Below are 13093 nucleotides of genomic sequence, written 5' to 3' on the forward strand. Positions count from 1 at the left end.
TTTCGGCTGGCGTCGTGTTTCCAGAATTCAGAAGCGGGAGGTCATACCGATCCAGAGACGGCGGCCATCGACAACCAAGTTGAAGTCATCCACATCCACCTTCTTGTCGAAGACGTTATAGACGGCGGCATTCAGGGTAACGTTCTCGCTGAAGTCGTATGAGCCGCCAAAATCAAACGTCGCATATGGCTTGTACTTGCGGGCGATAACCTTCCCATTGCGGTAGATTGGTTCGCCGGCAGTTCCAATGCGGGCGCCGGCATTGGTTTCCTCGCCGTGGTAATTGCCCGCAGCCCATGCGCCGAGACCTTCGACCGGCGTTATCCAGTCTGCGCGCAAGCTCGCCATGTGCTTCGGCGTGCGCGCTAGAGGCAGTCCTGCGTAATCGCCGGTCTGTTGTTCCGAGTCCGTATAGGTATAGTTGCCGCGCAGGGTAATCGTGTCAGTCGCTTCCCAGTTGAACGTAAGCTCCACGCCCTGCATAACGGCTTCGTCAATGTTGAAGCTGTACCAAAGACGATAGTTCGGATCTTCACTCCAGCGAACCGGATCGCCGTTTGCATCCGTCACCAGCGCATTGGTGATCTTGTCCTTGAAGTCCGTATAGAAATACGTCGCGCCGAGACGAAGGCCGGACTGATTGTCCCAAAGGATGCTTGCTTCATAGCTGGTGCTCTTTTCCGGCTGCAAATCAGGATCGCCGATGATTACGCCGCACGTGCCATTCGGGCCGTATGAACAGCCCGCGCCGCCAGTCGTATAGGCGTAACCCGGTGCAATCGTGCGAATTTCCGGGGCGCGGAAGCCGGTCGAGATGCCCCCCTTCAACGTCAGTTGTTCGGTGGCGTGCCAGACGGCATAGCCGCGAGGGCTGAAGTGCGAGCCATAAATTTCATGATCGTCCATACGCAGACCGCCGGTGAGGGCGAAATCGGGTGTGATCCACCATTCATCCTCGGCAAAAAGCGCCCATTGACGAACGCTAAACTCCTCATCGAGACCGGTGCGCCGTCCGGGATTCTGGTCGGTCAGCACCGACTGCATGAACTGTCCGCCCGTTACCAGCGTGTGATTGCCGTGGAATTCAAATGGTGTCGTGAACTTGCCGTCGAGCACAGAGTTGCGGATATGCGGCGAGCGCAGGTTTTCAACGTAGCTTTTCGTCTTGCCGTCCCAGTTGAAGTTGGTGCGCTCAGCCCATTCCTGCTGGAAGGAGAATTCCGACGTTGTCGGTCCCCAGCGACCGATATGGCTGATCGACCAATGGTCACGATCGTTGTAGTTGTACGCATCGGAACCGGATGCGGTTGTATTGCCGACAGTCGAATCGCGGCGAAGGCGCGTCGTGCCCAGTTCCAGTTGAATGTCGTGATCTTCATTAGGGGTGAGGGTGATCCGCCCTGTAATGTCGATATCTTTCTGCTCTGGAGTGCCGCTGACGATACTGTCTTCCTGGCGCTTGAGACCATGCCCCCAAATCTGGATTCCGACGAGGTCGGGAACCAGAGGCCCGGTCATGTAGTATGAACCCTGCAGCGAATTGCCGAATTTCGAATGCTGCTGCACTGTTCCGTCGATCGTGAACGAACCGCTCCACGTATCGGATACTTTCTTGGTGATAATGTTGATAACGCCGCCCATGGCGTCCGAACCGTAAAGCGAGGACATAGGACCGCGAATGACTTCGATGCGCTCGATAGCGTTCGCTGGCGGCAGGAAGCTTTGCTCAAAACCGGAATTGCCGTTGGTGCGGGCGTCACGAGTACTCTGGCGTTTGCCGTCCACGAGAAGCAGCGTATAGGAGCCGGGAAGGCCGCGAATGAAAATGTCACGTTCCGCTGCCGGTCCAGTAACCGCAACGCCCTGAACATCTTTCAGCGCATCGGTGAGATCGCGATATACGCCCTTTTCCAGGTCCTCGCCCGGAACGACCGTAATGCTCGCAGGAGCGTCGGTGATGTTCTGCTCGAAGCCGGTCGCAGTCACCACAATCTGGTTGAGCTTGATCGCGCCATCGGCGGTTGTAGCGACCGTTTGCGCAGCTTCTTTTTTTCCTACGGTTTCTTCGGCCGTTTCAGATGCGGTTTGAGCGAGGGAGGTGCCTCCGCTCATCAATAACGCCGTGGAAAGGCATGTCCCTGCAAGTATCGCCCCCGAAACGAGCGATTTGCTGGCCAAATGCCTGTTTTGTGCACTCTCGGTCCACAATCCCCGAAACAAGCTGGTCATTTTCGTCACCGTTTAAAGTTGAGTTTTAAACTCTCCTTATGTAAGACAATAAGGTGACGTCAATCGTCATGTTTTATAAGCATTCTAAATTTCGAAATTCGCAATTGAGCGGGCAATAAGGCTATGGCGGGTACATTGACGAAAACCCCGCGACGAACGCGGACGGACGGGAATGAAAGCTCTCGTCTGGGGCAGTTGCGTCTGCTTGTTGCCCTCGATGCGCTTCTTGTGGAAGGCAGCGTCGGTGGGGCCGCAAGGCAGATGGGGTTGAGTATTGCCGCCATGAGTCGCTTGCTTGGTCAGATTCGTGAGGCGTTCGACGATCCCATTCTGGTTCGTTCCGGACGCAACATGGTCGCTACGCCCAAGGCTGAAGCCTTACGCGGACGATTGCGGCGGTTGGCAAATGAGGCGGAAACGCTTCTGGATATGGATTTAACCGAAATGTCGAAGCCGAGTTGCAGCGGACATCACGGATGGAAGCGAAGCGCTATCGTTTCACCACCGCCACTTGGAATCCGCAAAGTCGTTGAACTTGAGAACCATCCGACCCCGGAACAGCTTGCCAACCAGTTTGCAAACATTCAGAGTGTTGAAGATCCCATACGCAGACTTGCCAAGTATATCGCGGTGATCGGACGCAAGGCCGGGCATACCCGTCCGCTGGAAATGGCCGAAGCGGACGATGCATTTACGACCGTCTTTTCCGGTAACGCCGACCCAATGCAGATCAGTGCGCTGATACGCCTGATCCACTATCGCGGTGAGACCGCTCCCGAACTCGCTGGTATGGCCCGTGCGGCACGCCGGTTCTATTCAACAGACAGCGGCATCGACATTCCGTCGCTTGATTGGCCGGCCTACCTGTCCCCCAATTCCACCCAGTTGCCGTGGTTTATGTTTTCGGCAATGCTGGTAGCCCGGGCGGGATATCCGGTTGTGTTGCACGGCAATTGCGGCACGGGGGAACTTTCAGGCAAGCTTGAACAGGCTGCGGAAGCGATCAATCTCCCGATAGCGACATCGCTTTCCATGGCTCGAAGCACGTTGGAGGCACATGGTATCTGCTTTATGCCATTGGTCGGCTTCGCGCCGCAAATCCACGCCCTTCTGGCGCTTTATCCCCTGTTCGAATCGCGCTCGTCGATGAACAGCCTCGTACACCTGCTCAACCCAATGAATCTGCAGGCTTCGTTTCTGGGTGTTACACAACCGGCTTACAGGGAACTGCACCGGGACGCCAGTGCTCTGCTGGGGACGCAATCTGTCTCGGTGGTATCGACCAGCCGTGATGTAGCGGAACTAGTCCCGCATAGATCGCATACGATCTACAGACTGCTGAACGGGCATCATAGTGACCTGCTGTTGCCGACGCTTTCCAGGGAAAGCAGCGACAGACATTCAAGTCTCAGTTCCTTCGAGTTCTGGTACAGCGTCTGGTCCGGAGCGGCTGTTGACAAGCGGGCGGAGAATACGATCGTCGCTTCTGCTGCGATGGCGATGATGACAACGGTATCTGCGGAAAATGAAAGCTATGGACAGTTTATGGAAAAAGCTGCGGAGCTTTGGCGTAATCGTCACGTTCGCGCAAGGATTTAGAGCGCCATTGGCCCATCCCGTAACGATCGGTAGCGCATTATGCCGAACACGCGGGATGGGCGCGGGGGTATGTGCGGCGCTCTCGTGAGCAACTGCAGTTCATGTTTCGCGCGTTTGCCATGATTTTTAAACTGGAATTATTGACAGGAACATCGGATATGACGACCGTTCTGCTAATCCTGTTTCCTGGTAATTTTGCGAAAATTTCCGCACATCGCCGCACTATTGTCATCTTCAACAAAAAAGCCGATCTGACATAGACCGACGTTTTTATCATTATCGCGTCAGCATACCGAACGATCCAGTATTACACGACCTTAATGTTCGCATAAGGCGGCGTCAAAACAGAAGAATTCAAGAGCCTGTTCCAAAAGTCGCCATGAGTGGCTGCAAATGGCAATTTGCCTCCGTTCCGGTGCTCATGTACGTCCAGTACTATTTAAGCTCCGGTACTCGAAAATCACCATTTTCGCACAGACATGTCGCTTTTTGATTCAGGCTCTAAGGAAAGATAAATTTTTCTTATTCGTTATCGTAGGCCTCGATGTCGAAACCGAGAGCAGCCAAACCTTCTTCCAGATAGTCTCCCAGAAGTGGCGTCCCAATCAGATACTTGGCTTCCCGGCCATTGTCCCGGTCGGCGGCGGTCGAAAGGGCATCCTCCCATTCGGTCGCGCTGAAATCGCCGCGCCCCAGCCACATCAGCGCGAGCAATTCCTGACGTTCATCGATGTTAAGCGACCTTATGGCCGCGAAGAGTTCTTTCCGGGTGGGGTTGTCAGAGGAGGCGTCGAGGATATCGACATCCTCGTCGTCACTGGGATTGGAGCCGGAATTCTCGTCGACGGCAGGAACCTGAACGTCATATTCCCGCGCTTTGGCGATGATGAATTCGAGATTCTCGATATTGTTGACCAGTTCGACCACGACGTACCTCCGTCACCTGTTGTCTGGCGGTCCAGGGTTTGACAAAGCCTTGGTTCCGGGCGGTTGAGAGCATCGGACAGGCTTTGCTTGGCCAACAGACTATGCTCCTTTTTGTCGAAGTATAATGCGGCTGATTCAACAAGTTTTCAATCTTTACCTACGCTGTTGCCACCGAGCGTCCGGCTATCCGGCCCGAGAAAATACAGCCACCGAGAAAGGTTCCTTCCAGGGCATTATAACCGTGATAACCTCCGCCGCCGAAACCTGCGGCTTCACCAGCCGCATAGAGACCTGGCACCGGGTCGCCTGCCTCGTTCAGCACGCGCGCTTTCATGTCGGTATGCAGCCCGCCGAGCGTCTTGCGGGTCAGAATATGAAGCTTCACGGCGATAAGCGGGCCATTCGCTTTATCCAGTAGACAGTGAGGTGACACAGCTCGCGTAAGACGGTCGCCGATATAGGCTCGGGCATTGTTGATCGCCATGAGCTGAGCGTCCTTGCAATAGCGGTTCATGATCTCGCGGTCTCTTGCTTCTATCTGTTGCCGGATATGCGCCGGATCGAGGAGCTTTTCCCGTGTCAACCCATTCATTTCGGCAACGAGTTCTTCCAGATTTCCGGCGGTCAGGAAATCCGCGCCGTTGTCGAGAAATGCCTTGACCGGGGGAGGCGGGGATTTGCCGAGACGACTTTTGAGCAGAAGCTTCCAATCCTTGCCGGTAATATCCGGGTTCTGTTCCGAGCCGGACAGGGAAAACTCCTTGCGGATGATCTTCTCGGTCAGGATAAACCATGAATAATCGTATCCCGTCGAGAGGATGTGCTTGAGAGTGCCCAGCGTGTCGAAACCGGGCAGATAAGGTGCCGGAAGGCGATTTCCTGTCGCGTCGAACCACATGGAGGAAGGCCCCGGCAGAATGCGTATGCCGTGGTTCCGCCAGATCGGGTTCCAGTTTCGCAGGCCTTCGGTATAGTGCCACATACGGTCGGCATTGATGACATGCCCGCCGGCGGCAACAGCGATATCGATGCCGCGTCCGTCGACATAGGCAGGAACGCCCAGCACCATTTCCTCTGGCGGCTTCCCCAGCCGCTCGCGCGGCCAGGCCCGCCGCACTCGTTCAGGATCGCCGCCGATACCTCCCGATGTCACGATCACGCTGTCCGCGGAATAGGCAAATCCGCCTACGGTTTCGCGGGATGACGATTGCCCCCGTTCGACAGTGGAGGGGGCAAGCATATCCCCGTGCACGCCGCTTACCTTACCGCCGCTGACCGAGATGCCGTTGACCCGGTGGCGGCATTTGAGCGTCACGAACCCGTTAGCGATCGCTTCCCGCAACGATCGTTCAAAAGGCGCGACAACGGCCGGTCCGGTTCCCCAGCTTATGTGAAAACGCGGAACGGAGTTACCAGGACCATCAGCGCCCACGCCACCGCGTTCAGCCCAGCCGACAACCGGAAACCATCGCATACCAAGGCTGTGCAACCACGGCCGCATTTCCCCGGCAGCGAACTGTAGATAGGATTCTGCCCAGCGTTTCGGCCAGTGATCTTCGGGCCTGTCGAATTGTGCCGACCCGAACCAGTCCTGCCGTGCGAGGTCGATACTATCCTTGATGCCAAGGCGTCGCTGTTCGGGACTGTCGACCATGAACAAGCCGCCGAGCGACCAGAAGGCCTGTCCGCCGACAGAGTTCTCACCCTCCTGATCGAGAAGAATGACCTTGCGCCCGGCTATCGCGAGTTCGTGAGCAGCAACGAGCCCTGAAAGTCCTGCTCCAATGATGATTGCATCTGCATCCGCCATCCTCGCTTCCTTCCTCCCGCAAAGTGCTTGTGGAAGGTATGGTGACCGAACGGTCGATATCTTGCAAGCAGTGGTTGATGATCCTCAGCCAAAGAAATAAGGCGCGACCCAGTCAGCAATCAACTTGATGGAAAGCCCGAAAAGGGTCAGTTGAACCAGCAGGAAGAACGGGCCATCAGGAAGAATCCTCGTAAGCTTCGCACCGATGAATGTGCCGACCACAGCCGCAGGCACAAGCCAGAGGCCGAGCGACGTATCAAGGTTGGAAAACTGCTGCAATTGCCAGTAGGGCACGAGCTTGACGGCGTTGACAATGGCAAAGAGGATTGTCGACGTTCCGGCAAAGACCAGCTTCTGGAGGTGCTGCGGCAACACATACATCTGGAACGGCGGTGCGCCCGAATGAGAGACGAAACTGGTCAGCCCCGTCAATATGCCCCAGAAAACCCCGCCTGGAATGTCAGCTTTCCGCGCGCTCTTGCGATAGTGGGCGCCGAACCACGCATTGAGGCAGAAAAGAATGCCTACCAGCCCCACCAGCATTCCGATGAAGCTCGGAGAAAGAGACGCGCTGAACATCCAGCCGATTCCAACTCCGACGATTGAGGCCGGTATCAGGATGGCGAGATTGCGTGCTGAAAAATGGTGACGGTAGAGATATAGCCCGAACATATCGCTGATAACGTAGATCGGCAGCAAAAGCGCGGCTGCGGTGATCGGCGATATGACGAGAGCCATCAATGGAACCGCAAGCGTGCCGACCGAGGGCAGGCCGCCTTTTGAAAGCCCGACAAGAAATGCTGCAATGACAGCGATCGCGAGAAAGAGAGGCGTGTGTTCAATCATCGGATGGCAGGGGGTATGAATGAGAAAACACCTCCGGAAAAACAGCATCCGGAGGTATCGGTGAAGAAGCCGTCAGGCGTGAGCCCATTCCCAATAAAGAGCGCGGGCGCGCTTGGTCACTGGGCCGTATTCGAGTTGGCGATCATCGAACCCGATAATCGGTACGACCTTGCTCATATTGCCGGAGGAGAAGATTTCGTCGGCTTCGCGGAAATCCTCGATCTTCAGCGTGGTTTCATGCACGGTGACGCCTGCGGCACGCAGGAGCGTAATGACGCGCTGGCGCGTGATGCCGTTCAGGAATGTGCCGTTGGGAACGGGGGTGAATACTTCGCCGCCACGCACCATGAAGACATTGGACGTCGCGGTCTCCGCGACATTGCCGACAACGTCGGTCACAAGCGCGTTGTGGAAGCCCTTGGCTTTTGCTTCGTGCAACATGCGCGCATTGTTCGGATAGAGGCAGGCCGCCTTGGCGTTGACCGGCATCACTTCCAGATAGGGGCGCCGAAAAGAGGTCGTCGTAACGGTAAACCCCTTGGGTTCGACCATGGGGATAGCTTCGAGGCATAGTGCGAAGTCTGTGGATGAGGCCAAAGGTGCGACAACGCTGGCATCCCCTTCCTCGGCCCAATACATGGGGCGAATATAGACATCCGTTCCGGGTGCGAATTTCTTCAGACCTTCGCGCGTGAGTGCTTCGATGTCGTTGGTGGAAAGCGTTGGTTCCAGCCCCAGAGCGCGGGCTGAGTCGTTAGCGCGGGCGGCATGGCGGTCAAGGTCCGGCGTGACGCCTTCGAACAGGCGGGCACCGTCGAATACGAGTGATCCGAGCCAGGTCGCCTGCGAGGCTGCACCGAGAATGCGCACATCGCCTTCACGCCACTCACCTTTATAATAGGTCCACATCGCCCGATGGTTGGTCATCTCTCTAGTCCTTGATGAAGATCATTATCGTGTTTTCGCCCGCGTCGGGGCGACGTTGAAATACAGATCGTTGTCGGGGAAATACCCGGAACAGGGGCAGGTCCAATCTATCGGTCCGGTGTTCCTGGTCCCTTGGTTCGAAGCGCATCTGGTCCATTCTTAGCTGGCGGATTGCGCTCCGGGCAAGCTTCCGTATCGTAAGAGGGCGCGGTACCGGAAACAAGCGCGAACTTGACTATACCCAACTTCAAACAGGTTCCGGGTTTTCTTCCACCAGTGCAGGCGTCGGCTCGGACGTGACCACGGCTGGCGGACCTTCGACGCCACGCTGCCTTTCGCGAATGAATGTGAAGAGGCCGGAAATCGTGATAAGCACGATACCGGCCAGCATGGGCCTCTCGATGTGGTCGTGGAAGATGAAATATCCAAAAAGGATGGCCCAGATCATCTGGCTATATTGCGGGGAAGCTATGGCGCTTGCAGGTGCACGCTGGGCTGCCAGCATCAGCAGAATATTGGCAAACGCCGCTAGAAGCCCATATCCGGCGAGATATGCCCACTGTTCGGCATTGGGTGCCTCATAGGAAGGCGCCATCAATATGCCGCAGATGATGATCGGGCCGACAAGCCCGCTCGTATAAAGCGATATACGTTTTTCATGCTTGCCCATGATGCGGAAAATTATGATGCTCATCGCGCCGCCCATCCCGGCAGCCAACGCTCCGAGATGACCGATTGAAAGCTCGCGGAAACCGGGCCGCAGAACGATCAGAACACCGATAAAGCCGATGAGCACGGCGGACCAGCGCCGCCATCCGACCTGCTCCTTCAGAAAGATCACCGACAGGATGGTTACATAGGCCGGTAGAAGAAAGATCAACGCAAAGGCTTCCGCCATGGAAAGATGTGTGAATGCCGTGACGCTGCCGATCGTCCCCATTGCAGCGGTCACGGTTCGCAACAGCCACATCCTGATATTGGTGGTGCGAAACATGTCGAGCCACGCGTCCCCGGCTTTTTTTGTAAAGGGGATGGCAAGTAAACCAAGTATAGCGCCATAAAAGGCAACTTCGTAGGGCGACAGGGTGCCGTCCAGAAACTTGACGCAGGCGTCGCTGACCGCGAATGCCGCATAGGATGCAAACGCTAGAAAAATACCGTAAAGCATGACGATGTCCGAAGGAGACGGGGAGGAGTTCGTTCCTTTCGCTCCTTTAATCGATTGAGAGCCTATTGGCAAAAGACATTTCTGCAAAAAGCCATTTAAGTCTATATCGGCCTATTTGCTTGTAATGTAAGCAGATTGGGCCTTTTCAACGCCCTGAGCCCAAGCGAAAACGCATGCCTCATTTGCAATCATATCCATGGTGGAAATTTAGGCAAAAGCCTATTTAACAGTCATCCAAACGAGGAGAAAGCAAATGAACATTCGTCAGAAAGTAAAGCAGTTCGTATCCCGTCGCCGCGCTCTCCGCGAACTCGGTGCAATGGACGACCATCTTCTTGCCGATATCGGCGTTTCGCGTTCGCAGATTCACAGCGCCGTTTTCGGTCGATAATAACTTATGGTGCGTCTCCCGAAAGATCGCCCCGTAAGTAAAAATCGAGTAAAATAACAAAGCGTCGGTCTCCAGTCCCGGCGCTTTTGTTTTATGTATTGCCAGCATTCATTTTTTCCCCTTCATACAAATAATTGTTCAACAGGCGCGATGTGCGTCGAGCGTACCGGTAACGGTTCCGCCGGATAAGAAATCTTCCGATCGCCGCTTCTGCCTTTTTTTGAATCTGTTTCAAACATTTCCCTGCCAGTAGGTAGCTGGCGCAGAGCGAAAAGACAGTCCACACTGAATCATGTCGATAAACTGGCACTCACGCGGCCGAACTGTGCTTTTGCGCGCGATGGGTGTATGGGGAACACGTCCGACTGCCTAAGGGCAGCGACGATTAACATTATGGCAATCGCAGAGGTTGCTCCAGATCGGTGGTAACGGGGCGCAGAAAATTGCGCGCCGAGGTTCACATGAGATGGAGCGCCAATTGACGGGCGCTTTGCCTTGGAGGGACGATGCTCGATAAGCTGTTTAAACTACAGGAACATGGCACCACGGCGAGGACTGAAATTATCGCCGGCGTGACGACCTTCCTGACCATGTCTTATATCATCTTCGTTAACCCGGATATCCTGTCTACCACCGGGATGGATCGAAATGCCGTGTTTGTGGCGACCTGTCTGGCTGCGGCTCTCGGCTCGATCATCATGGCGCTGGTTGCGAACTGGCCGATCGGTATGGCGCCCGGCATGGGTTTGAACGCCTTCTTCGCCTTTACCGTCGTCGGCGCCATGGGCTTTACCTGGCAGCAGGCGCTCGGTGCGGTTTTCATTTCGGGGATCATCTTCCTCATTTTGACGGTTACCGGCATACGCCGCTGGCTGGTGGAAGGCATTCCACATTCGCTGCGAAGTGCGATCGCAGCGGGTATTGGCATGTTCCTGGCCCTGATCGGCCTGAAGAGCGCCGGTATCGTGGTCGGCAATGAGGCCACGCTGGTTGGTCTGGGCGATCTGACGAAGTCCGGTCCGTTGCTGGCTATCGCAGGTTTCTTCATCATTGCCGTGCTGGATGCACTTAAGGTTCGCGGCGCCATCCTTATCGGTATCCTTATTGTCACCGTAGCCTCGATTGCGCTCGGCATCAGCCAGTTCGGTGGTGTCTTCTCGGCCCCGCCGAGCCTTGCGCCGACTTTCCTGCAACTCGACGTCATGGGCGCGCTGCACACAGGAATTCTGCATGTCATTCTCGTTTTTGTGCTTGTTGAGGTTTTTGATGCGACGGGAACACTGATTGGTGTTGCAAAGCGCGGCGGCCTGATCGAGCCGGGCAAGCCCAATCGTCTCGGTCGAGCGCTTTTCGCCGACAGCAGCGCGATTCTCGGCGGCTCGCTTCTCGGAACCTCTTCCACGACGGCTTATGTGGAAAGCGCTTCCGGCGTTCAGGCTGGCGGACGCACGGGTCTGACGGCACTGGTCGTTGCGCTTCTATTCCTTGCAGCCCTGTTCATTTCACCGCTCGCCGGTTCGGTTCCCGCCTATGCAACGGCTCCGGCCCTGATCTATGTCGCTTGCCTGATGATGCGTGAACTGACCGAAATCGAATGGCAGGACGTCACGGAAGCCGCACCCGCCGCCCTGACGGCATTGGCTATTCCGTTCACCTATTCCATCGCGAATGGCCTGGCCTTCGGCTTCATCAGCTATGTCGTGCTCAAGGGCTTCACGGGCAAGGCTCGCGACGTACATCTTGCGACCTGGCTGGTGGCCGCGCTCTTCGTCATTCGCTTCGCATTCTTTGCGGAGTGATGAAAATACGCCGGGCTGAACGGCCCGGTGTTCCACTGCGAAATTCGGGAGGACTGCACCTGTGCAACCAGACGATCTGAAGCTGCTCGAAAAACTGATCGACGTCATTGAATACGATATCATTCCGCTGACGGAACGGGGTGTTGCCGAGGGCAACAAGGTTTTCGGCGCGGCTCTCCTGCGCAAGTCCGATCTTTCGCTCGTTCTGGCCGAAACCAACAACGAGACGGAAAATCCGCTCTGGCACGGTGAAGTGCATACGTTGAAACGCTTCTACGAGATGCCGGAGAATGAGCGGCCGGACACGAAGGATATGGTCTTCCTGTCCACTCACGAACCATGCTCGATGTGTCTTTCGGCTATTACGTGGAGCGGATTCGACAATTTCTATTATCTGTTCAGCCACGAGGATTCCCGCGACGCTTTCTCCATCCCGCATGATTTGAAGATTCTCAAGGAAGTCTTCACGCTGGAGCCGGGCGGATATAATCGGGACAATGCCTTTTGGCATAGCCATTCGATAACGAAAATGGTGGCTTCTCTACCGGAAGCGGATCGTTTGCGCCTGGGCAAGAGACTGGAAGGGGTTTTCGCGAAATACGACACGCTGTCCGGAACTTATCAGGCAAGCAAGGACGATAATGCAATCCCGCTGAACTGATCGGGATTTGCACCAGGACGCTTTCCATCACCCCAAAAAACAAACAAAGCCGCACCATCGTGGCAGATGGTTCGGCCGTGCAATATAAGAGGCCCATCTCACGACGGGCCTTTCGTTCAAACACTAAAGCGTGTCGCATTCAATCATACTCGGGCGACACGCTTTAAGTTTTTGTTTCGACGTATGTCTTTATCCTGAAACCGGTTCCCACTTTCGGGAGACATGCTTTAACAAGCCTGTCAGCTTGCCACGCGCTGCTCTTCCATTTCATCAAGGCCAAGCAGGTGCCGCACATTCGGCCGCGCCTTGACGAGGTCGGCAATGCTATATTTCATCAATACGCCGAAGAATGCATTGAGTGCTTCCCGCAACGCGGAATTCAAAGCGCAGCTATCGACAAGCGGGCACTCGGTGGCATCGTTTTCGAAGCATTCCGCCATCGCGAAATTTTCTTCGGTGACGCGTACCACGTCGAAAAGCGAAATCTCCGTGGCCGCGCGACCGAGGCGCACCCCACCATTACGACCGCGCACAGTTTCAACAAGCCCGTTTTCGACAAGCGGTTGCAGGATCTTGAACAGAAACAGTTCCGAAACATTATAGGCACGCGCGATTTCCGGCACGCGGCTCAACTTGCCGTCATTGGCAGCACAATACATGAGCATACGAACGGCATAATTCGTCTGGCGGGTAAGACGCATGACTGTTCCTTTCAGCACGTCCTGAAGCCCTTGTT

11 protein-coding genes and 1 pseudogene are annotated in these 13093 nt (G+C 55.6%); 5 read left to right on the top strand and 7 right to left on the bottom strand.

Annotated elements, in window-relative coordinates; genetic code table 11:
- Positions 1–27: 27 nt before the first annotated feature.
- Positions 28–2229 carry a TonB-dependent receptor domain-containing protein gene (locus FHS76_RS03595; RefSeq protein ID WP_235992553.1) on the bottom strand — a complete coding sequence of 734 codons (2202 nt, stop codon included), beginning with the start codon at positions 2227–2229 and terminating at the stop codon, positions 28–30.
- Between the two features lie 123 nt (positions 2230–2352).
- Here FHS76_RS03595 and FHS76_RS03600 point away from each other — a divergent pair, with 123 nt between their 5' ends.
- Positions 2353–3828 (top strand): glycosyl transferase family protein, encoded by a 1476-nt coding sequence (locus FHS76_RS03600; protein WP_183648190.1) that lies wholly within the window; start codon positions 2353–2355, stop codon positions 3826–3828.
- Between the two features lie 393 nt (positions 3829–4221).
- A pseudogene (locus FHS76_RS22860) lies at positions 4222–4338 on the top strand (flagellar basal body P-ring protein FlgI); the annotation flags it as partial.
- A gap of 12 nt (positions 4339–4350) precedes the next feature.
- Here FHS76_RS22860 and FHS76_RS03605 read toward each other — a convergent pair.
- The 5 genes from FHS76_RS03605 to FHS76_RS03625 all read right to left on the bottom strand — a co-directional run bounded on the left by FHS76_RS03605 (position 4351) and on the right by FHS76_RS03625 (position 9506).
- Positions 4351–4755 carry a DUF3775 domain-containing protein gene (locus tag FHS76_RS03605; protein ID WP_183648192.1) on the bottom strand — a complete coding sequence of 135 codons (405 nt, stop codon included), beginning with the start codon at positions 4753–4755 and terminating at the stop codon, positions 4351–4353.
- Positions 4756–4912: 157 nt separating this feature from the next.
- Positions 4913–6565, bottom strand: a complete 1653-nt coding sequence (locus FHS76_RS03610; protein WP_183648195.1) for an FAD-binding dehydrogenase — start codon at positions 6563–6565, stop codon at positions 4913–4915.
- An 84-nt stretch (positions 6566–6649) separates the two neighbouring features.
- Positions 6650–7411, bottom strand: coding sequence for a sulfite exporter TauE/SafE family protein (locus FHS76_RS03615; RefSeq protein ID WP_183648198.1), 762 nt, complete (start codon positions 7409–7411; stop codon positions 6650–6652).
- A 72-nt stretch (positions 7412–7483) separates the two neighbouring features.
- Entirely contained in the window at positions 7484–8338 is an 855-nt protein-coding gene (locus FHS76_RS03620) for a branched-chain amino acid aminotransferase (RefSeq protein ID WP_183648201.1), read from the bottom strand.
- A 247-nt stretch (positions 8339–8585) separates the two neighbouring features.
- On the bottom strand, positions 8586–9506 hold the full coding sequence (locus FHS76_RS03625) for a DMT family transporter (RefSeq protein ID WP_183648204.1): 921 nt from the start codon (positions 9504–9506) through the stop codon (positions 8586–8588).
- 253 nt (positions 9507–9759) lie between these two features.
- Between FHS76_RS03625 and FHS76_RS03630 the strand changes: the two genes are divergently transcribed.
- The 3 genes from FHS76_RS03630 (at position 9760) to FHS76_RS03640 (ending at position 12357) form a co-directional block, all read left to right on the top strand.
- Positions 9760–9897 carry a DUF1127 domain-containing protein gene (locus FHS76_RS03630; protein WP_183648209.1) on the top strand — a complete coding sequence of 46 codons (138 nt, stop codon included), beginning with the start codon at positions 9760–9762 and terminating at the stop codon, positions 9895–9897.
- 506 nt (positions 9898–10403) lie between these two features.
- A complete protein-coding gene (locus FHS76_RS03635; protein WP_183648212.1) occupies positions 10404–11696 on the top strand; it encodes an NCS2 family permease in 1293 nt (430 codons plus the stop codon).
- Between the two features lie 61 nt (positions 11697–11757).
- Positions 11758–12357 (top strand): nucleoside deaminase, encoded by a 600-nt coding sequence (locus FHS76_RS03640; protein ID WP_183648215.1) that lies wholly within the window; start codon positions 11758–11760, stop codon positions 12355–12357.
- A gap of 239 nt (positions 12358–12596) precedes the next feature.
- Here the strand turns inward: FHS76_RS03640 and rirA are convergent, their stop codons facing one another.
- Entirely contained in the window at positions 12597–13058 is a 462-nt protein-coding gene (gene rirA, locus FHS76_RS03645; protein WP_183648217.1) for an iron-responsive transcriptional regulator RirA, read from the bottom strand.
- Positions 13059–13093 lie beyond the last annotated feature (35 nt).

It is taken from the genome of Brucella daejeonensis (assembly GCF_014199265.1).
Classification (GTDB): Bacteria; Pseudomonadota; Alphaproteobacteria; order Rhizobiales; family Rhizobiaceae; genus Brucella; species Brucella daejeonensis.